The organism is Isoptericola croceus, from assembly GCF_029382255.1.
Classification (GTDB): Bacteria; Actinomycetota; Actinomycetes; order Actinomycetales; family Cellulomonadaceae; genus Isoptericola; species Isoptericola croceus.
In genome coordinates, this window is sequence record NZ_JARLLG010000011.1 from 79277 (window position 1) to 99539 (window position 20263).

Sequence of the window (20263 nt, forward strand, 5' to 3'; positions counted from 1 at the left end):
GCACCGGTCACCACAGCCGCTCAGAGGAACTGCAGCGACGTCTGCAGCTCGTAGGGCGTCACCTGCGAGCGGTACGCGTCCCACTCGTTGCGCTTGTTGCGCAGCACGTAGTCGAAGACATGCTCGCCGAGGGTCTCGGCCACGAGCTCCGACGACTCCATGAGCTCGATCGCCTCGTCGAGCGAGTCCGGCAGCGGCGCGATGCCGAGCGCCCGGCGTTCGGAACCGGTGAGCTCCCACACGTCGTCCTCGGTGGCCTCGGGCAGGTCGTAGCCCTCCTCGATGCCCTTCAGGCCGGCGGCCAGCAGCACCGCGAAGGCCAGGTACGGGTTGGCGGCGGAGTCCAGCGCGCGGTACTCCACCCGCGACGAGTTGCCCTTGCCGGGCTTGTACATCGGTACCCGCACGAGCGCCGAGCGGTTGTTGTGACCCCAGCAGATGTAGCTGGGCGCCTCCGCACCGCCCCAGAGCCGCTTGTATGAGTTCACGTGCTGGTTCGTCACCGCCGTGATCTCACCAGCGTGCACGAGAAGGCCTGCGATGAACTGACGGCCGGTCTTGGACAGCTCGAACTGCGCGCCGGGCTCGTGGAAGGCGTTGTGGTCCTCCTCGAACAACGACATGTGGGTGTGCATGCCGGAGCCCGGCTGGTCCGCCAGCGGCTTGGGCATGAAGGAGGCGAAGACGCCCTGCTCGAGCGCCACCTCCTTGACCACCGTGCGGAAGGTCATGAGGTTGTCGGCCGTGGTCAGGGCATCGGCGTACCGCAGGTCGATCTCGTTCTGGCCGGGACCCGCCTCGTGGTGGGAGAACTCCACCGAGATGCCCATCGACTCGAGCATCGTGATCGCCGCACGGCGGAAGTCGTGCGTGCTGCCACGGGCCAGGTGGTCGAAGTACCCGCCGTGGTCGACCGGGACCAGCGGCTGGTCGGCCGCGGACATCTGGTTGAAGAGGTAGAACTCGACCTCAGGGTGGGTGTAGAAGGTGAACCCCTTGTCGCTCGCCTTGGCGAGCTGACGCTTGAGGACGTTGCGCGAGTCGGCCAGGGAGGGCTCCCCCTCGGGCGTGAGGATGTCGCAGAACATCCGGCCCGTGCCGTGGCGCTCACCACGCCAGGGCAGCACCTGGAACGTCGTCGGGTCCGGCTTGGCGATCATGTCCGCCTCGTAGACCCGTGTCAGTCCCTCGATCGAGCTGCCGTCGAACCCGATGCCCTCGACGAAGGCCTGCTCGAGCTCCGCCGGGGCGACCGCGACGGACTTGAGCACCCCCAGCACGTCGGTGAACCAGAGACGGATGAAGCGGATGTCGCGCTCCTCGACCGTGCGGAGCACGAACTCCTGCTGCCTGTCCATGACCCCATCCTGCCCGATACCTGTTGCCCGTGGGTGACGTACCGCTCCGGCACCGTCGACCGATGCGAGACAGGGTCCCGACCGGCTGTCGCCTACGCTATCGACCATGGCAAACACGAGCCAGGATCCGTCGCCCCAGACCGACCCCCCAGCCGGTGTGAGGTCGGTCACCTCCGACGCCCGCCGGGTGCGCGTCCACCACCTGCGGCAGGCGAGGGAGCGCGGCGAGAAGATCACCATGCTCACCGCCTACGACGCACCCACGGCGGCGCTCTTCGACGCGGCGGGGATCGACATGCTGCTCGTCGGGGACTCGATCGGCAACACGATGCTGGGGCACGCCACCACCCTCCCGGTCACGCTCGACGACATGGTCCGCGCCGGCCGGGCCGTCGCCTCGGCGACCAGCCATGCGTTCGTCGTCGTCGACCTGCCCTTCGGCAGCTACGAGGCCGGGCCCGAGCAGGCGCTCGCCTCCGCGGTGCGCGTCATGAAGGAGACCGGCGCCTCTGCCGTCAAGCTGGAGGGGGGCCGCCGCTCTGCCGCCCAGATCCAGGCCATCACCGCGGCCGGCATCCCCGTCGTCGGGCACCTGGGATACACCCCGCAGGCGGAGAACGCCCTCGGCGGCCCCCGCGTGCAGGGCAGGGGGGACGACGCGGCAGAAGAGCTGAGCCAGGACGCGCTGTCCGTCCAGGAGGCCGGCGCCGTCGGCGTCGTGCTGGAGATGGTGCCCGTCGAGGTCGCCGCACGCATCACGGAGTTCCTGCAGATCCCCACGATCGGCATCGGCGCCGGGCCGCACGTGGACGGGCAGGTGCTGGTGTGGACCGACATGGCCGGGATGACGGACTGGTCGCCGCGGTTCGCCCGGCGCTATGCCGAGCTGGGCAGGGCCTTGCAGCAGGCTGCCGCGGACTTCGCCGGCGAGGTCCGCTCCGGAGCGTTCCCCACCACGGAGCACTCGTTCGGGCAGTAGCCGGCCGGTCGCCCCACCACCAGGGACGACGCCTGGTTCAGTCCTGGCCCCGCCACTCGGCGTCGTCGTCCTCCCAGTTCTCGTTGCGCTGCGCAGCGGTGTCGAGAGCGCGTTCAGCTGCCTCGCGGGTGGGGTACGGACCCATGCGGTGCGTCCAGGCAGGCTTCTGCCTGGCCTCCACGACCTCGCCGGTGTCGGCGTTGTACCAGTACTGCCTCTGACGTGGACTGTTCTCGCTCATGCCACGATCCTGCACCAAGATGGTCCTCATGTCTGAGCAACGAGAGCACCGGGTGGCCTTCGGCATCGACGTCGGCGGTTCCGGGATCAAGGGTGCGCCCGTAGACCTGACCACCGGGGATTTCACCGCGGAACGGCAGCGGATCCGCACGCCCGACAAGTCGACCCCCGAAGCCGTGGGCGAAGTCCTCGCCGAGCTGGTCGACGGGTTCGACCTGCCGGACGACGTGCCGGTCGGCGTAGCCTTCCCCGCCCCGCTGGATCACGGCATCGTCCGGTTCATCGCGAACCTGCACAAGTCCTGGAAGGGCATCGACCTGCCCGCGCTCGTCCGCGAGGCGACCGGGCACGAGGCCGTGGCGGTCAACGACGCGGACGCGGCCGGCGTCGGCGAGCAGCGGTACGGCGCGGCCCGGGGCCGCGACGGGGTGGTCCTCCTGGCGACCCTCGGCACGGGCATCGGGTCGGCGCTGCTGGTCGACGGCGTCCTGGTCCCCAACACCGAGCTGGGGCACCTGGAGATCGACGGTCACGACGCCGAGAGCCGGGCCGCCGAGTCTGCGCGGGACCGCGAGAACCTGTCCTGGGAGAAGTGGGCCAAGCGGCTGCAGCGCTACTTCGAGACGGTGGAGATGCTGCTCTCGCCCGATCTGATCGTGATCGGTGGCGGCATCAGCAAGCACCACGAGAAGTTCCTGCCTCTGCTCGACCTGCGGGCCGAAATCATCCCGGCGACCCTGCGCAACCAGGCAGGAATCGTCGGAGCAGCGTCCTTGGCGGCACGCCCGCACTGACCCGGACACGACGGTGCCGGCCACGCTCGCGTGGCCGGCACCGATCGATCGAGGTCACCCTGCGACGAGCGAGTCGAGCTCGAGCGTACGCAGCGCAGCGCGGAGAGCGGACGGCGGGTCGTGCAGCGAGACCTGGAGCCCTTCGTCCTGCCCGATGCGGCAGAGCTGGACGAGGAAGGCGATTCCCGCGGAGTCGATGAACGTCACCCGGGAGGCGTCCACGATCACAGGAAGGTCTCGCTGGAAGGCCCCGGCCAGTGCCGCCGAGGCTTCGTTGCGCAGGGCGACGTCGATCTCGCCCCACATCATCACCACACTCACCGACGGGCGCTCGCTCAGAGCGATCCCGCCGGCACGAACCTCACTGGTGAGGGTCACAGTCGCACCTTCATCCCTAGAGTCCTCGCCCCCTGCGTGCCACGGCGCGGCACCGGCGATTCAGGGCACGCGACCTCGTTGTCGCGTGGGCGCCAATCTACACCAGCCCTGCCTGAGAGTGAACCCCGTCACAGAAGATTACTTGACCAAAAATTCACCTCCAGGCAACGTTTTCGCGCCGCTCGCCGGAGTGCTCAGAAAGTCGATGCGCATGACCGACGACGAACCGTCGGCGCGGACCACGAAGCAGACCGCGGACCACACCGATCCGTCCTCGCGGTCCTCGCTCCGCCCCGCCCACACGACGGGGATGCGCCCGTAGTAGCGGCGATAGGTCGTACGCGGCGCGACGGCGACCCACCCGACGGGCTCGCCGTCCTCAGAGGCGACGAGGCCGCCGGGCGCGGGCGACCCTGATCATCGGCGCACACGTTCGCGAGTGCGGCCCCGGTGAGCGACGGCTAGCGTGTGCGGACATGGCGGCTGAGACACCCGGACGACCGGCCGCACGCCACGCGCCGCCACCCGGGGTGATCGCCCTCCTCGCGCTGGCCGTGCTGGCGCCCATGGTGGGTCTGAGCGTCTCCCCCTGGCACGCGAACGGTTCGCTCTGGTACCTCGGCATGCTGCCCGTCGTCATCGGCCTGTTCGCGGGCGCCCGGGTGGGATTCGCCGCCGCCCTGGTCACTCCCGCGTTCGTCGGAATCTCCCTCCTCCTGCAGGACATGCCGATCGTGGGCGCGCTGTACATGGCGGCGATCGGCGTCGCGACCGGGTTCGCGGCGCTGCGGGGCTGGCACCTGATGCTCTCGTTCGCCGGCCCGTTGGCGGCCTTCGCCCTCATCGGTGACCTGGACGTCGGGCTGCCCTCCGGCACGGTGGCGGCCGGTGCGTCACTGACCTCGGGACTCGTCACCGTCGGGTTCGTGCTCCTCGGCGGGCTCTGGGCCGCCACGCTCGGTCAGCTCCTCGTCCGGGCGTTCCCGGTGCAGCCACCGGCGACCACTCCGCAGCACACCGCCGGCTACTTCGCTGCCGCACTCGGACTGCTGGTCGGGGTGGGGACCTACATCGCCATGAGCTGGCTCGGTCCGGACTCGTGGTGGCTGATCCTCACGGTCTTCGTCGTCGTCCAGCCGTACTACGCCGACAGCGCCGCCCGCGTGGCGGCGCGCGTCGCCGGGACCCTCGCCGGTGCACTGGTCGCGGTCGTGATCGTCGCCGCCTTCAAGGACCTGCCGGCCGTCATCACCGCACTGGCCCTGGCGCTCACGATCGCGGCCGCGTGGGCGAACATGAAGCTGCCGTACTGGGCGTTCGTCACCTTCCTCACCCCCGCGGTCGTCCTGCAGACCGCCGGGGGGTCGGACGCGATCATCGACAGCATCGTCGACCGAGCGGCCTACACCCTGGTGGGTGCCGCCGGCGCCGCCGTCGTCCTGACGGTGGGCCACACGCTCGTTACGCGGGGGCGCTCCCGGAGCCACGACGGGTCGACGCCAGCCTGAGGGGCAGCTGGCCTTCCTGGTGCTGGGCGAGCCGCCCACCGGTTTCGCCGGTAGCGTCCCAGCCATGGCAGAAGGGCAGCTGCTGGTAGAGAACCTGGTCTCGGTGTGGTGGGTCGCCCTGGCGGCCGTCCTGGCGCCCATCCTGGCGCTGGTCACCCGTCGCCGGGTCCCTGACGTGGTCTGGCTGCTGGTCTTCGGGACTGTCATCGGCCCGCACGCCCTGGGACTGGCCGCCACGACGGAGTCGGTGGTGTTCCTGCGCGAGCTGGGTCTGGGCTTCCTGTTCCTGCTGGCCGGCCTCGAGGTCGACACCACGGACATGCGCGGCCGGCAAGGACGCCAGGCGGCCGTCACGTGGCTGGCGTGCGCGGCTCTCGGGTTCGGCGCGGGCATGCTCTTGCTGGAGGGCCAGGTGCACGTCGCCGTCGTGCTGGCCATCGCCTCGACCTCGACGGCGCTGGGTACCCTCCTGCCGATCCTGAAGGACTCCGGCGCCCTGGGCACCCCGCTCGGCCGCGCCACGATGATCCATGGCGCCTACGGGGAGATGCTCCCCATCGTGGCGATGTCGCTCCTGCTCTCCACGCGAGGCACCTGGCAGGCCGCCGTCGTCCTGGTCGCGTTCGCCGCGGCGGCCGCCGTGGTCGTGGCGATCCCACGCCGCGTCTATCATCTTGCGCCCATCCTGGGCCGGGCATTCGGCCGGGCATCGAACACGACGATGCAGACGACGTTGCGCATCACGGTCCTGATCCTGATCACGCTCATGCTGCTGACCGCCGTTCTCGAGCTCGACGTCGCACTAGGAGCCTTCACCGCGGGCATCCTCCTCAACGCCGTGCTGAAGGGCGCGGCGCCCGACCACGCGCGCGAGATCACGCACAAGGTCGAGATCGTGGGCTTCAGCCTCCTGATCCCGGTGTTCTTCGTGACCAGCGGCATGAACATCGACGTGGCCGCGGTGGCCGCCCGGTGGCCGCTGCTCCTGGGGTTCGTCGCGGTGATCCTGCTGGTCCGCGGGCTGCCCGTCTTCGCGCGCGAGCAGTGGACCACCACCCACTCGGGCTTGACGAACCTGCGGGAGCGAGCGGCACTCGGCCTGTACGCGTCGACAGGCCTGCCGATCATCGTGGCAGTGACCCAGATCGCTGCGTCCTCGGAGATCATCAGCACCGATCTCGCCTCGGTGATGGTGACGGCGGGGGCGGTCACGGTGCTCGTCTTCCCGTTCACCGCCGCCCACCTCGCGAGCCGTTCCGGTCACGACAGGGTCGCGTAGAGGTCGCCGTCCCGCTCGGTGCCCGGCTGTTCGTGGCGCGTTCAGCTTGCGACGGCCGAGAGGTCCGCGGCGCGCTCGAGCAAGTCCGCGAAGCCGGCAGGGTCCTCCTGGAACGGCGCGTGACCGTGAGGGATGCGGACGATCTCGGCGCCGCTGCGCACGGCGAGCGACTCCTGGAACGCGGGCGCAAGGACGCCGTCGTTCTCGGTGAGGATGAAGGTCGCGGGCTTGACCCGCCATGCGACACGGGAGACCTCGTCGCTGAAGGAGGCGAGCGACTGCGGTCGGAACAGATCGGCGAGCTGCTCGGAGGCTTCGCGCGGTACTCCGGGGGGCATGTCCGCGGCGATCAGGTCCACGCGCTCGTCTCGGCTGCGGCCCATCGTGACCTGTCCGTCTGCGGTACCCCACACCTCGGGGAGGGAGCCGCCCATCGAGGCGATGACGCTCTCACCGGCGTCGAGCGCCAACGCCGCGACGTACACGATGCGCTCGACCGCAGGGTGATCGCCCGCCTCGGTCACGGGCACGCCCCCGTAGGAGTGCGCGACGAGTACGACCGGTCCGCCGGCGCGCTCGATCGCGGCGGTGATGGCCGCGGCATCCTGGAGCATGCTCTCGGTGCTCCCGGTCGAGGGAAGATCGAGCGCGTCGACCTCCCAGCCGCGCTCTCGCAGGACCTGCACCAGCGGTTCGAATTCCCATGAGCCTACCCAGGCGCCGTGGACGAGGATGATTCGGGGACGGACTTGCGCAGTCATCGGAGATTCCATGCCTTTCGGACGAGACGCGCACGGGTTCGCTGTCGCGAGACCCGACCTTGCGCATCTGCTGGGTCGACGTCGGTGTCGTTCGCCCAGCGTGCCGCCGCGGACCAGGCGACGGTATCCGTGAGACTACGTAATCGGCGAGGCGGTGACGAACGTCGCCTCGTACCAGGCCGCGATCTGAGCGCGCGACGAGAAGCCGAGCTTGCCGAGGATGCGCTGCACGTGAGTGTCGACGGTGCGCACCGAGAGCACAAGCTCCGCGGCGATGTCCCGGTTGGTCATCCCGCGATGGATGCGCATCGCCACCTCGCGCTCCCGCGCGCTGAGCCCGCCCGCGACCGTGCTCCTCGGCTCGAGGGCGAACGCGACCGCCTCGTCGGGGGCGAGGCGCCCGCCCGCAGCGACGAGCTTGTCGTACCGCTGGGAGCCGAGCCGCCGCCGGAGCTCATCGACGCACCGATCGTGATGAGCCGCGAGCTGCGGCCCGTGGACCGTGATCGCCGACCCGATGAGCCGCCACCGGGCATCGGTCGCCCCCAGCAGGATCGCGGCCCGATCCGCCATGCCGCGCTCGGCGTCAACCCAGCTGAGCACCTCGAGCATGAGGCACTCGCCGACGGGATCGTCGAAACCGCGATCGGCTGTCATCGCCTCCCGCGCGAACCGTTCCGCGGTATCCAGGTCGCTGTCGACGAACGCGGCGAGGCTGAGCGACCACAGGGCGTGCGAGCGCATCCAGCTCTCGTGCACGGACTCGGCGTAGGCGAGTGCGTCCCTCGCAGCACGGGCCGCCTCGGGCACGCGCAGATGGCTCAGTGCCGTGGTGAGCTGGAACTGCGAGAGGAGGGCCTCCTCGGGACGGCCGCACTCCTGAGCGGCGCGGATCGACGCTTCGAACTCGCCGACGGCATCCCGCGGCCGGCCGGAGAACATCGCATGCGTTCCACGCCAGCGGTGGATCTCGACGCGGATCGTGGCCGCCCCGTCCGCTGAGAGCGAGGCGCCCGGCGTCTGGCTGTCCGCCTCGTCGAGTCGCGCCGCCGCTTCGTCGAGGTCACCCTGCAGCAGGCACAGCCATGCGGCGTTGATGAGTGCCGGAACCCGGTGGGTGGCGGAACCCCCCGGCAAGGCGAGCACGCGAGTCGCCCAGCCGCGCCCCTCGGGGATGAACCCGCCGACCGCCCAGTGGTAGCACAGATCGGAGAACATGGTGAGAGCAGCATCTGCGTCGATCACGGTGGCCACGGTGAGAGCGGACTGCAGTTCAGCCCGGTCGGCACGCAGCCGCGCGAGGACCGCGGTCTGGCCCGGGCCGTACCAGTCCACGCGCGAGCTCGCCGCGACGGCCGCGAAGTGATCGAGGTGGCGTCGGGTCAGCAGCGTCGACCACCCCTCCTCCTCTGCGCGATCGCGCCCGTAGCCGCGGATCGTCTCAAGCATCCTGAATCGACCGGTCTCACGGTCCGCCTCGACGACGGATTGCGCGACGAGCTCGTCGAGGGGATCGACGATGTCGTCGATCGTGTAGCCCCCGACCGCCGCAGCGGCCTCGAGGTCGAACGGGCCGGAGAACACAGCGAGCGCGCACCAGAGCTCTCGATGGTCGGGTGAGCACAGCTCGTAGCTCCAGTCGACCACCGCCCGCAGGGTGCGTTGCCGCCCGACGGCGCTGCGAGAGCCGCCGCGAAGGAGGGTGAAACGGGAGGAGAGACCGCTCGCGAGCTCCGCGATCGAGAGGGTCCGCAGCCGCGTCGCCGCGAGCTCGATCGCGAGCGGCAGCCCATCGAGGGATCGGCACAGCTTCACGGCGGCCTCCACCTCTGTCGGACCGAGCTCGAAGGCGGCGTCGGCGGCACGCGCTCTGGTCACCAGGAGCGACACCGCCTCAGACGGTCCCTCCGGCGCGACCTCCATCGACAGCGGGGGCACCGTGTAGACGAGTTCGCCGTCGAGCTCGAGCGGACGACGGCTCGTCGCGAGCACGGTGAGCTGCGGGAGCGCGAGCAGGATCTCGTCCGTGAACGAGGCGGCGGTATCGATGATCTGCTCGCAGTTGTCCAGGACCAGGATCGCGGGCTGGTCGCGAAGCGCGGCGACGACAGCTTCGAGCGGGTCGCGCGCCGACTGGTCCGCGAGCGGAAGGGCGCGCACCACCGCGCTCGGCACTCTCTGCGGGTCCTGCACGGACTCGAGCGGGACGAACCAACAGTCGATGCCCTCGTGTTCCGCGTACTGGTTCGCCGCGCGCATCGCGAGCCGGGTCTTGCCGACACCGCCGACGCCCGTGAGCGTCACGAGCGAAGATGCGTCGAGGAGCGACTGGAGGGTCTCCAGCTCGCGATGGCGACCGACGAACACGCTTCGCGGCTCTCTGACCATCACGACTCCAGCGTCCTCGCCCGCCGCGGGCGCGGGTGCGCTCGGGCGGGTCGATTATCGCAGCGTTCCCCGATTCACCGGCGCCACGTTCGCCTCCGAGCGCGGAGCGGTGGCCGCTGCCGATGACGCGAAGGGCCGCGGCTGGATGACATAGTGTCGGCCCGTCCCCTCCGGACCATCCCGATCCGGTTCCCGCACCCGAGGTGGGCCCATGACTGTTCCCCTGACCCTGCGCACGCCCTCGCACACGGCCGACCAGCCGCCTGCCCCGGACCGCGACGTCCTCGACGCAGCCCTCGACCGTCTGGAGGAGGACGGCGGCAGCACTCCCGACCGAGCCGACGCCGAGGTGCTGCTGCACACCCGCGGCGCCGACCTGGACCGGCTCCTCGCCGTCGCGGGCACGATGCGCGACACCGGCCTGGCCGAAGCCGGAAGGCCCGGCGTCATCACGTACTCCCGCAAGGTCTTCATCCCGCTGACACACCTGTGTCAGGACCGGTGCCACTACTGCATCTTCGTCCAGACGCCGGGCAAGCTCGCCCAGGCCGACATCTCCCCCTACATGGAGGCCGAGGAAGTCCTGGAGGTGGCTCGGCAGGGCGCGGAGCTGGGTTGCAAGGAGGCCCTCCTCACGCTCGGCGACCGGCCGGAGAACCGCTGGCCGGTGGCCCGGCAGTGGCTCGACGCCCACGGGTACGCCTCGACGCTCGACTACGTGGGCCACATGGCCCGGCTGATCCTCGACGAGACGGGGCTGCTCCCCCACCTCAACCCGGGCGTGATGTCGTGGGCGGAGCTGCAACGGCTCAAGCCGGTCGGCCCGTCGATGGGCATGATGCTGGAGACCACGTCGGAACGGCTGTGGTCCGAGAAGGGGCAGGCGCACTTCGGCTCCCCCGACAAGGATCCGGCCCTGCGGCTGCGCGTGATCGACGACGCCGGCCGGTCCCGCATCCCCTTCACCACCGGGGTGCTGCTGGGCATCGGCGAGAACTACGCCGAGCGCGTGGACTCGATCCTGGCGCTGCGCGACGCGCATGCCCGGCACGGCCACGTGCAGGAGGTGATCGTGCAGAACTTCCGCGCGAAGTCCGCGACGGCCATGATGGGCGCCGAGGACCTGGAGACCCAGGAGTACGCGGCCGCCGTCGCGGTGACCCGGGTGCTGCTCGGCCCAGGCATGCGCGTGCAGGCGCCGCCCAACCTGACCGACGCCGCCGAGCTCCAGCTCCTGGTCCGCGCCGGCGTCGACGACTGGGGCGGCGTCAGCCCGCTCACCCCCGACCACGTGAACCCCGAGCGGCCCTGGCCGCAGATCGAGAACCTGGCGCGGCTCACCGCCGAGGGCGGGTACACGCTGCGCGAGCGCCTCACCGCCCACCCGCACTACCTGCGCGAGGCCCGGGACGGCGCGGACTGGCTCGACGACCGCCTCCGCCCCCGTGTCCTGGCCCTGGCCGACGACTACGGCCTGGCCCGCCACGACGCCCTGCAGGGCGAGTTCCCCGCCTCCGACCCGTTGAGTGCCGGCTCCTTGCGCCCTTCAGCGCCACCAGGCCGCAAGAAGCCAGCACTCGACAGGCCGGGGCGGTTGGGTGGGTTGCTCGCCGACGTCGCAGCCGATCCCGCGGGGGTCGACGACGCCGCGTGGGTGGAACTGCTCGGTGCCCAGGGCACGGACCTCGAAGAACTCACGGCGCTCGCGGACCAGGTCCGCCGGGAGCGGGTCGGCGACGCGGTGACGTACGCCGTGAACCGGAACATCGACGTCTCGCTGGGCCTGCCGCCGGAGCAGGTCACCGAGCTGGCCGCCGAGGCCGTCGAGCTCGGCGCCACGGAGGTGTGCGCGCAGGGCGTGCCACCGGCCGCGTCGGGCGCGGAGGGCTACCTCGCCCTGGCCCGGGCGGTGAAGCGGGGCGGGACGGAACACCTGCACGCCTTCCGCCCGGCCGAGCTCGCCGACGGCGCCGCCCGCGCCGGGCTGCCCCTGGCGGACTGGCTGACGGCGCTGCGCGAGGCCGGTGTCGACACCGTGCCCGGCACGGGCGCGCGCATCCTCGACGACCGGGTCCGCGCCCTGCTCACCGGCGGGACCGACATCCCGGCCGAGCGCTGGGTCGAGCTGATCACCGCCGCGCACACCGCGGGCCTGAGGTCGACGGCGACGATCGTGTACGGGCACGTGGAGACGGCGCGCGACCAGGTTCGGCACCTGCGCACGCTGGCTCGCGTGCAGGACGCGACCGGCGGGTTCACCGAGCTGATCCCGATGCCGTGGCTGCCGTCGGAGTCGCCGGTGCCGGTGCCCGGCGCTCGCGGGGCGACCTCGCGCGAGAGCCGCGCCCTGCACGCCGTGGCCCGGCTGATGCTCGCCGGGCGGATCGACCACGTGCAGGCCGCGTGGACCAAGCTCGGCATGCGCGGGGCGCAGCGGGTCCTCGCCGGCGGCGCCGACGACCTGGGCGGTGTGCTGCTCGACGGTGTCCTGGCCCCGGACGCCGGCCCCGAGCGGGGCCGTGAGCTGGCGGTGGCGGACGTGACGCGGCTCGCCGCCGGGCTGGGCCGGCCGGTGCGGCAGCGCACGACCACGTACGAGCAGGTGGGGTGACAGGTACGGACCCGAGCACGCCGCGCACGGACCTCGACGTCGCGGTGGTGGGCGCCGGGCTCGCCGGGGTCGGGCTCGGCGCCCGCCTGCGGCGCGCCGGCCGCACCGGCTTCGCGGTCCTGGAGCGGGCCGACGACGTCGGCGGGACCTGGCGCGACAACGTGTACCCGGGCGTCGCGTGCGACATCCCGAGTGCCCTGTACTCCTACTCGTTCCTGCCCCAGCCGACCTGGTCACGGGTGTTCGCGCCGGGCGCCGAGATCCACCAGTACGTGCGGGACGTCGCCCGGTCCGAGGGGCTCGACCAGCACCTGCGCCTCGGCACCGAGCTCACGGGCGCGCGCTGGCACGAGGACGACGCGACCTGGCACCTGACGACATCCGACGGTCCGCTGACCGCCCGGGTGCTGGTGACGGCGGTGGGCCGGCTCAGTGAGCCGCACGTGCCCGACCTGCCGGGGCTCGGCACGTTCCCGGGCCGCGTGTTCCACTCCGCCCGCTGGGACCGTGACCTGCCGGCCGGGCTGCGGGTCGGCGTGGTGGGGACCGGGGCGAGCGCCGTGCAGCTCGTCCCCGAGCTGGCACGCCACGCGGAGTCCGTCGTCGTGCTGCAGCGCACGCCTCCCTGGGTGCTGCCGCGCGGGGACCGCGTTTACGCGCCGGGCGAGGCCCGGCCGGACCGGGTGGCGCTGGCCGAGGACGCGGACCGGCTGTTCGACGCGCGCATCGCCGGCACGACGGCGGAGGCCGAGCTGCGCGGGCGCGCGGAGGCACACCTGCGCGCGCAGGTGCGGGACCCCGCGCTGTGTGCGCTCCTCACACCGGACTACGCGGTGGGCTGCAAGCGGGCGCTGTTCAGCGACGACTGGTACCCGGCCCTGCAGGAGCCCCAGGTCACGTTGGAGCCGAGCGGGCCGGTAGTCGTCGACGGAGCGACGCTGGTCGCGGCGTCCGGGGCGCGGTACGAGGTGGACGTGCTGGTGCTGGCCACGGGGTTCGAGACGACGCGCCCGCCGTTCGCGCACCTGGTGGCCGGCCGCGGCGGGCAGACGCTCGCCGAGCACTGGGCCGGCGGGATGACCAGCCACGCCTCGACTGCCGTGCACGGCTTTCCGAACCTGTTCGTGCTGGACGGCCCCAACGCAGGGCTCGGCCATCACTCCGCGCTGGAGGTGATCGAGGCGCAGATCGGCTACGTGCTCGGCGCGCTCGACCACCTCGACGCGGCCGGCGGGCCGCTGGAGGTGTCCGCGGCGGCCGAGGCGGCGTACACCCGGGAGATCGACGAGCGCGCCGCGGGGACGGTGTGGCTGCGCGGCGGTTGCCGCAGCTGGTACGTGGACGAGCGCTCGGGCCGGCTCACGCTCCTGTGGCCCGGACAGGCGGCGGAGTACCGCGAGCGGTTCGGCGTGTTCGACCCGGCGCCGTTCGCGGTTCGGACGCCGATTCCGGTCACGGCCTCGGCCCGGGCGCAGCGCCCTGGGCCGAGGCCTCTCGGGCGAGCCGCGCACAGGGCGGGGCTCGACGTGTCGGTGCGGCTGCCGGACTAGATGCCCGACCCGCGGCCCGAGGTGTTGGTCCACGAGGCGTGGTAGTCGTTCAGCGAGTACCTCTTCTGCTGACCGCTGGTCGAGGTGATCTCGAGGCCGAACTGCATCGTGTCGAAGGTGGTGTTGCGCAGGAGACCTCGGTCCGCGGCCCATCGCCAGGTCGCCAGGGCGTCCACGTAGCCGTCATGATTCTGCTTGGCGGGAATGAACTGTAGGACGTTCCAGCCAGGGTCGGCCTGGTAGACCCCCGAGTAGAGGATGCCGCCGATCGTCACGTTGCTCGCGATCTTCTTCCCCCAGCCGTTTGCGCTCGGGTACCAGCTGGTGAAGATCATGATCTCGTCCTGGTTGTCGGTGGACCAGAGGTCCGCCGTCCAGTTCCACCAGTCTCCGCTGGCGGAGGGGGCTGATGACGTGTTGTAGGTGAACCCCGCGTCCGCCATCTGCGACAGGGGGGTTCGCGGTCTGACCGAGGTGTTCGGGTACGACTTGATGCCGCCGCCGGTTTGGGTCGAGTCGACGTACCACGAGTTCATGCTGTGGACAGTGAGGCACTGCGAGTTGTTGCCTGTGTTGCCCCAGACGTTGTTGTAGACCGTCCAGTCGCCCTGGGTGTGCTCCCCCCACGTGTCGCACGAGGAGTAGACCTTGGCCTTTTCCTGTTCCTCGTCCGTGGTCCCGGGGCGAGTCCGTCCCGCGGACCCGGCCGTGTTCGACTTCGGCGGCGTGGTCGTGTCGGGCGACGGCCCTGCCGCCGGGTCGGGGGCACCGGGAGTCGGAGTCGGGGTGGCCGTGGGAGTCGGAGTGGCTGTCGGAGTCGGGGTGGCCGTGGAGGTCGGAGTGGCTGTCGGAGTCGGGGTGGCCGTGGAGGTCGGAGTGGCTGTCGGAGTCGGGGTCGGGGTCGGGGTACTCACCCGTGAGGCGCTGGCCACGAGAGCGTCTGCCGTCCGCGCGGTGTCGGCCGCGCCGTCCGAGAGCGACGCCACGACCGGGTACGAGAGAACCCCCAGGACGGCCAGCGCGACCGCGCCACCCCACAGGAGCCGGTGCCTGGTCACGCTCCGCCACGCGGCGTGCCTCTGCCTCGCTGTCTTCATGTTTGTCCGTTCCGGGGATCGGTGTGAGCCCACGGGCGCGAACGCCCAGGGAGGTGCGATATTGGAGAAATATCATGTTACCGCTCACAGTTGCCCGTGGCGAGTGTCGAACGCCTGGCACACCGGGCAGTTTCGCTCCACCCGACGTCGTCCCCTGCACGTGCAGGCAGTGCGGCGGCAGGGTGTGAGCGCTAACACCAACTGTGGCCCGAGGCCATCGCGTTGCACCATCATGTGTGCCACGTGTGTCCCGGGCGCCTCTGGCCGGGGCTTCCTTGCGGGTTGAAGGGCGGACGAGCCGGTCTGTACGCCGGGTTCTGTTCCCGCGCCGAGTTGCCCCCGCGCGGGCGACGGTCATCCATCTAGGACCTGCGTTGCCGCAGGCCTCCAGCGGTCTACCCGACTGTGCTTCTCACCAGAGAATCGGGCGGGCCGCCCTCCATCACAGTCTGTCTGACCTTGCTCCAGGTGGGGTTTACCGAGCCGCACCCGTCACCGGGCACGCTGGTGGTCTCTTACACCACCGTTTCACCCTTACCCGCACGCCGAGGCGTGCGGGCGGTCTGTTTTCTGTGGCACTGTCCCGCGGGTCACCCCGGGTGGCTGTTAGCCACCACCTTGCCCTTCGGAGCCCGGACGTTCCTCGGCGTCGCCGCTCCGAGGAGCAGCGACGACGCGACCGTCCGACCGACTCGTCCGCCCGGCAAGGATACCCCTCAGCGGAGCTGATCCGACGCCGTCTGGTACACCGAGAACTCGGCCTCGATCCGTGCTGCTGCTGCGCGGGACTCCTGGAGCGCGGCCTCGGATGCCTCCGGTGACTGCCACGACGCCGCCTCCGCCTCGAGAGCGGCGGAGTAGTCCCACAGCATGGACGCGACCCGCGCCTGGTCATGCGGCGACCGTGTCCGGAGCACGTCGACAAGTTCCTTCACCCTCACGTCCCCGGGCGGGCTGCCCATCCCCGTCAGCGCTATAAGCCGCACCGCGGCCACCTCTTCGGCGAGGGTATGCGGGACGTTCAGATGCCGGCGGATCTGACGTATCCGCCTGAGATCCACCACCACCACAAGGAAGAACAGCGGGACCAGCACGACGAGGGCCAGCGGGATGACCTCGTCGGTCATCGGGAGCACGCCTGTGGTCACGGCAAAGAACCCCAACGCCAGGACCAGCATCACGAGCTGAGCGACGGCGTGTCTCCGCTGCAACCGGTCGGCGGCGGAAGCCGCGGCGAGAACGCGTTCGCGAGCCGCATCACGTTCTGCGTCCGTGGCACCGGCACCGATGATGACGACTGCATGCGGGGGTGCGTCCGGCAGGCGCGAGGAGAGCCAGGGCTCAACCCTCGTCAGCAACGATGGGCGAGGGCCGACGACGACGGAGTCCATGGGCGGCACCTTAGCCCTGCTCAGACCTCCACCCGGTAGTTGAGCGCCAGCTCGTCCGCGCTGCGCCCTCGGATGCCCCAGTTCTCGCGCGGGCTCTCCACGATGACGATCTCGAGATCGTCGGCGTCGAGCCCCAGCGCAGGGGCGACGTCGTCGTACATCGCGCGGACCAGCGCCTTCTTGGCCGCTACCGTGCGGCCGGTGAAGCAGAGGATCTCGACCACGAGGTACGCGGGCGAGCGCGGGGCGACGAGGTCGCCGTCGTCCAGCAGCACGAAGCGGTGGAACCGCTTGTCCTCGGGAAGCTGCCACGACGCCACCACGGCCGCGTGCACGGCGTCGGACACCTCCGTGCGCCGCTCGCCCCACACCGACCTGTTGCCGTAGATCTTCACCTGCGCCATCCCGACACAGTACGGGCGGGCGACCGAGCCGTCAGCAGTCGACCTGGTCGCCGCACTCCGACACGAGATATCAACAGTTCGTTGACAACGCATCGTTGATGTGGTCGGTTGAGTCAATGACCTCAGCGGACCACGACAGCGCCGCCAGCCTCGATCAGGCCCGCGGCACCCTTGACGGCGCCGGCGCGAGCGCTCTCACGCGTCGCCCCTGGCAAGGTCCGGACCAACCGCCGTCGGACCTGGACCTCGTGCGGTTCGCGACGTGGGCGGCTCGCGACCCTGCGGCGACAGACCCGTCCGTCGTCGCCGCAGGGCTGGGGCTGCTCTCCTCCGCGCGTGCCGAGCTCGACCAGCTCGAGGCCGGCCTGCTGTTCGCGGCCCGCGGCTCCGGCATGACCTGGCAAGGGATCGCGTCTGCGCTGGGGCTCGGCTCCGCGCAGGCTGCGCAGCAACGTCTCGACCGCGTGCTGGCCCGGTCCCACCGCGTCGTGCGTGACCGATGATCACCTGGCTCGCCGACGCCGACACGTTCTGCGGGGCCAAGGCGCACCACCTCGGACGGCTCCTCCACGCCGGGTTCCACGTGCCGGACGGGTTCGTCGTCCGTGACCTGCGCGACGGCTGGCAGGACGATCTCGCCCGCGCGCTGGCTCGGCTCGGTGACATCCCGGTCGCCGTCCGGTCCTCCGCCCGCGGCGAGGACGGAGGCGCGGCCTCCTTCGCCGGGCAGCTGCGCACGACGCTCGGCGCTCGCGGTCCCACCGAGGTGCTCACGGCGATCCAGCACACGACGGCGTCGGCCGCGTCGCGCCGCGCCACCGCCTATGCCGCGCGCACCGGGCGCGCGGTCGACCAGCAGGTACCCGTGCTCGTCCAAGCACTGGTACGAGCAGACGCCGCGGGGGTGGCGTTCACCCGCCACCCCGTCACCGGCGAGGACCAGGTGGTGATCGAGGCCGTCCAGGGTCTCGGCAACGCACTGGTCGACGGGAACCGCACCCCCGCCTCCTGGGTGGTGGACGGAGACACGGTCGCCGCTCGCAGCGTCGACCCCGTGCTGACCGAGCCGCAGGCGCGTGCGCTCGCCGGGCTCGCACGGCGGGTCGAGGCGGTGCTCGGTGACCCGCAAGACGTGGAGTGGGCGATCGCCGGCGACACCGCCTGGGTGCTGCAGGCACGGCCGATCACGACACACCCCGGCGATACAGCCTGGGCCCCTCCCGAGAGCGGCGACCTGCTGGTGGCCGGGACCGCGGCGAGCCCGGGGACCGCGACCGGACCGGCACGTGTCGTCCACGGGTTCGACGACTTCGGAACGTTCCGCCCGGGAGAGGTCCTCGTCTGCCGGACCACCTCCCCCGCGTGGACCCCGCTCCTCGCCCGCGCGGCCGCCGTCGTCACCGAGGTCGGCGGAGCGCTGGCGCACGCAGCGATCGTGGCTCGCGAGTTCGGCATCCCTGCCGTGGTAGCCGCGCCGCGGGCGACGTCGATGCTCACCGACGGTCGCACGGTGTCCGTGGACGGGTCGCGCGGCACCGTCCACGAGGACCTGACGGCGGTGCTCCCATGACTCGCGGCACCCCGATCGAGGTCCTCGTGCCGCACGCGGTCCGCCTCCTCGGCTATGCGGACACGGCCTGCGTCGCCGAACGCCTCGGCCTGCCGGAGGCAGAGGTACACGAGAACCTGCTCGACGCACAGGCGTCCGGCCGGGTCGGCTGGTCGGAGTTCGACGGCGACGGCGGGTGGTCACCCACGACCAGGGGCGCACGGCACAGTGAGAGTCTGCTCGCCGCGGAGCTCGACGATGCCGGCGCCCGCACCGCCGTCGAGGAGGTCCACCGGGACTTCCTTCCGCTCAACGACGAGGTCTCCGCGGCCTGCACCGCGTGGCAGCTCACCGAGCTCGGGGTCCGCGCCGAACCCGTGACCGCCCTTGCCACGCTCGCCGCCCTCGAAGGACCTGCGGCGGCGTTGGTGGGGCTGGAGGAACGCCTGGTCGCACACCTCGAGCGGTTCGCCGGGTACCACGGCCGGTTCGCCGAAGCGCTGGAGGCGGCGCGGGACGACACGGCATGGATCACAGCGGCCGACCGGGACTCGTGCCACCGTGTCTGGTTCGAGCTGCACGAGGACCTCATCGCGACCCTCGGGCTGTCCCGATGACGCCTCGGGCACGACGGGGTCAGTAGTTGATCCGGCCGCCGTGGGCTCGCCAGGCATCGAACGGCGCCTGCGCGGAGCCAACCGGCACCTGCTCGATCGGCACGGGGGCGGGAGCCCGGCCCGCCAGCACCTCGTGGAAGTCGCGGTCGTCGAACCCGGCGGCGGCGGCGTCGTGGCGGTCGGCCGCGAAGACGACGCGGTCGAGGCGCGCCCACAGGGCGGTGGCCAGGCACATCGGGCACGGCTCGCACGAGCTGTACAGCACGGCGCCGCGCAGCCAGTAAGCGTCGAGCGTCCGGCAGGCGGCTCGGATCGCCACCACCTCGGCGTGCGCGCTCGGGTCGAGGTCCACCGTGACGCGGTTGGTCCCCTCCCCCACGACCTCGCCGTCACGCACCACGATCGCCCCGAACGGGCCGTCGCCCGCCGGCACGCCGGCCACCGCGAGCTGGACCGCGCGGGTGAGCCACCGCTCGTCGGACGTCATGGTCCCGATGCTCCCATAGGGTGTCCGGGTGCTGATCTGCCTGCCGCCCTCCGAGGGCAAGACGCCCGCGCCCGACGGCGGCGCCCCGGTCGACCTCACGGCCCTCACCGCGCCGGGGCTCAGCCCACAGCGCGAGACCGTGCTGGACGCCCTGGCCACGGTGAGCGTACGACCCGACGCCACCGAGATCCTCAAGGTCGGTGCGAGCCTGGCCGACGAGGTCGCCCGCAACACGTCGCTGCGCACCGCTCCGGCCGCTCCGGCGACGCAGGTCTACACCGGCGTCCTCTACGCCGCGGCGGGCCTGGGCGACCTGACCGGCCCGCCGGCAGCCCTCGCCGCGGACTCGGTCCGCATCTTCTCGGGTCTGTGGGGCGCGGTGGCGCCGACGGACCGCATCCCGGCCTACCGCCTGTCAATGGGCGTCGACCTGCCGGGGATCGGCAGGCTCGCCACGGCGTGGCGCGCGCACCTCGCGGACGCGCTGGCCGAGCGCGCGTCGGGTGACGTCGTCGTCGACTGCCGTTCGGCCGCCTACCTGGCCGCGTGGAAGCCCCCGACAGAGGGCGAGCGCGCCGCCGAGTGGGTCACCGTCCGGGTCGTGCGCGACACCGACGGCAGGCGCGCGGTGGTCTCGCACAACGCCAAGCACACCCGCGGGGTGCTCACCGGCCACCTGCTGCGCCGCGCGGGAGACCCTCCGTCGTCGGCAGACGAGCTGCTCGCCGCCGCCCGCGAGCTCGACGGCGAGATCATCGGCACCGAGGTCGGCACCGGGCTGAGCTACCGCATGATCGAGGCGACACTCAGCGCTCCCGCGTCGCGTCGCGGCGCACGCACCCTCGAGCTCGTCATCGCCTGAGCTCCCGGTA

At 71.6% G+C, this 20263-nt stretch carries 19 protein-coding genes and 1 other RNA gene; 10 read left to right on the plus strand and 10 right to left on the minus strand.

Annotated elements, in window-relative coordinates; genetic code table 11:
• Positions 1-20 precede the first annotated feature (20 nt).
• On the minus strand, positions 21-1358 hold the full coding sequence (glnA, locus tag PZC42_RS18405; protein ID WP_277213168.1) for a type I glutamate--ammonia ligase: 1338 nt from the start codon (positions 1356-1358) through the stop codon (positions 21-23).
• A gap of 106 nt (positions 1359-1464) precedes the next feature.
• On the opposite strand from glnA, the gene panB reads away from it, so the two are divergent.
• On the plus strand, positions 1465-2337 hold the full coding sequence (gene panB, locus PZC42_RS18410; protein WP_277213170.1) for a 3-methyl-2-oxobutanoate hydroxymethyltransferase: 873 nt from the start codon (positions 1465-1467) through the stop codon (positions 2335-2337).
• Positions 2338-2374: 37 nt separating this feature from the next.
• On the opposite strand, the gene PZC42_RS18415 is transcribed toward panB, so the two are convergent.
• Positions 2375-2578 (minus strand): SPOR domain-containing protein, encoded by a 204-nt coding sequence (locus tag PZC42_RS18415; RefSeq protein WP_277213172.1) that lies wholly within the window; start codon positions 2576-2578, stop codon positions 2375-2377.
• A 28-nt stretch (positions 2579-2606) separates the two neighbouring features.
• Between PZC42_RS18415 and ppgK the strand changes: the two genes are divergently transcribed.
• Positions 2607-3371, plus strand: a complete 765-nt coding sequence (ppgK, locus tag PZC42_RS18420) for a polyphosphate--glucose phosphotransferase (protein ID WP_277213174.1) — start codon at positions 2607-2609, stop codon at positions 3369-3371.
• A gap of 54 nt (positions 3372-3425) precedes the next feature.
• Here the strand turns inward: ppgK and PZC42_RS18425 are convergent, their stop codons facing one another.
• On the minus strand, positions 3426-3749 hold the full coding sequence (locus tag PZC42_RS18425; protein ID WP_277213176.1) for an STAS domain-containing protein: 324 nt from the start codon (positions 3747-3749) through the stop codon (positions 3426-3428).
• Positions 3750-4225: 476 nt separating this feature from the next.
• Here PZC42_RS18425 and PZC42_RS18430 point away from each other — a divergent pair, with 476 nt between their 5' ends.
• Both PZC42_RS18430 and PZC42_RS18435 read left to right on the plus strand, forming a co-directional pair.
• Positions 4226-5257: an FUSC family protein gene (locus tag PZC42_RS18430; RefSeq protein WP_277213178.1), complete on the plus strand. Its 1032-nt coding sequence runs from the start codon at positions 4226-4228 to the stop codon at positions 5255-5257.
• A 64-nt stretch (positions 5258-5321) separates the two neighbouring features.
• Positions 5322-6536, plus strand: a complete 1215-nt coding sequence (locus tag PZC42_RS18435) for a cation:proton antiporter (protein WP_277213179.1) — start codon at positions 5322-5324, stop codon at positions 6534-6536.
• Positions 6537-6577: 41 nt separating this feature from the next.
• On the opposite strand, the gene PZC42_RS18440 is transcribed toward PZC42_RS18435, so the two are convergent.
• Both PZC42_RS18440 and PZC42_RS18445 read right to left on the minus strand, forming a co-directional pair.
• On the minus strand, positions 6578-7309 hold the full coding sequence (locus tag PZC42_RS18440; protein ID WP_306575650.1) for an alpha/beta fold hydrolase: 732 nt from the start codon (positions 7307-7309) through the stop codon (positions 6578-6580).
• 123 nt (positions 7310-7432) lie between these two features.
• Positions 7433-9685, minus strand: coding sequence for an ATP-binding protein (locus PZC42_RS18445; protein WP_277213265.1), 2253 nt, complete (start codon positions 9683-9685; stop codon positions 7433-7435).
• 211 nt (positions 9686-9896) lie between these two features.
• Here PZC42_RS18445 and cofG point away from each other — a divergent pair, with 211 nt between their 5' ends.
• Together cofG and PZC42_RS18455 are read left to right on the plus strand one after the other, a co-directional pair.
• Positions 9897-12296, plus strand: a complete 2400-nt coding sequence (cofG, locus tag PZC42_RS18450) for a 7,8-didemethyl-8-hydroxy-5-deazariboflavin synthase CofG (protein WP_277213183.1) — start codon at positions 9897-9899, stop codon at positions 12294-12296.
• On the plus strand, positions 12293-13846 hold the full coding sequence (locus PZC42_RS18455) for a flavin-containing monooxygenase (protein WP_277213185.1): 1554 nt from the start codon (positions 12293-12295) through the stop codon (positions 13844-13846). The genes cofG and PZC42_RS18455 overlap by 4 nt, the downstream gene beginning before the upstream one ends.
• Here PZC42_RS18455 and PZC42_RS18460 read toward each other — a convergent pair.
• The 4 genes from PZC42_RS18460 to PZC42_RS18475 all read right to left on the minus strand — a co-directional run bounded on the left by PZC42_RS18460 (position 13843) and on the right by PZC42_RS18475 (position 16738).
• Complete coding sequence (locus PZC42_RS18460) at positions 13843-14904, minus strand: glycoside hydrolase family 12 protein (RefSeq protein ID WP_277213187.1); 1062 nt, start codon at positions 14902-14904, stop codon at positions 13843-13845. The two genes, PZC42_RS18455 and PZC42_RS18460, sit on opposite strands and share 4 nt — an antisense overlap.
• A gap of 329 nt (positions 14905-15233) precedes the next feature.
• An RNA gene (gene rnpB, locus PZC42_RS18465) (RNase P RNA component class A) lies at positions 15234-15638 on the minus strand.
• 21 nt (positions 15639-15659) lie between these two features.
• Positions 15660-16334, minus strand: coding sequence for a hypothetical protein (locus PZC42_RS18470; RefSeq protein WP_277213189.1), 675 nt, complete (start codon positions 16332-16334; stop codon positions 15660-15662).
• Between the two features lie 20 nt (positions 16335-16354).
• The gene (locus PZC42_RS18475; RefSeq protein ID WP_277213191.1) at positions 16355-16738 is read right to left on the minus strand and encodes a tautomerase family protein; all 384 of its coding nucleotides are present in this window, start codon (positions 16736-16738) and stop codon (positions 16355-16357) included.
• 116 nt (positions 16739-16854) lie between these two features.
• On the opposite strand from PZC42_RS18475, the gene PZC42_RS18480 reads away from it, so the two are divergent.
• From PZC42_RS18480 to PZC42_RS18490, 3 genes are read left to right on the plus strand one after another with little or no spacing between them, the layout of a single operon-like run.
• Positions 16855-17241 (plus strand): hypothetical protein, encoded by a 387-nt coding sequence (locus PZC42_RS18480; RefSeq protein WP_277213193.1) that lies wholly within the window; start codon positions 16855-16857, stop codon positions 17239-17241.
• Positions 17238-18308 carry a PEP/pyruvate-binding domain-containing protein gene (locus tag PZC42_RS18485; RefSeq protein WP_277213195.1) on the plus strand — a complete coding sequence of 357 codons (1071 nt, stop codon included), beginning with the start codon at positions 17238-17240 and terminating at the stop codon, positions 18306-18308. The genes PZC42_RS18480 and PZC42_RS18485 overlap by 4 nt, the downstream gene beginning before the upstream one ends.
• A complete protein-coding gene (locus PZC42_RS18490) occupies positions 18305-18904 on the plus strand; it encodes a transcriptional regulator (RefSeq protein WP_277213197.1) in 600 nt (199 codons plus the stop codon). The genes PZC42_RS18485 and PZC42_RS18490 overlap by 4 nt, the downstream gene beginning before the upstream one ends.
• Positions 18905-18923: 19 nt before the next feature.
• Here the strand turns inward: PZC42_RS18490 and PZC42_RS18495 are convergent, their stop codons facing one another.
• The gene (locus PZC42_RS18495; RefSeq protein WP_277213199.1) at positions 18924-19391 is read right to left on the minus strand and encodes a nucleoside deaminase; all 468 of its coding nucleotides are present in this window, start codon (positions 19389-19391) and stop codon (positions 18924-18926) included.
• 28 nt (positions 19392-19419) lie between these two features.
• Here PZC42_RS18495 and PZC42_RS18500 point away from each other — a divergent pair, with 28 nt between their 5' ends.
• Positions 19420-20253 carry a YaaA family protein gene (locus tag PZC42_RS18500; protein ID WP_277213201.1) on the plus strand — a complete coding sequence of 278 codons (834 nt, stop codon included), beginning with the start codon at positions 19420-19422 and terminating at the stop codon, positions 20251-20253.
• Positions 20254-20263 lie beyond the last annotated feature (10 nt).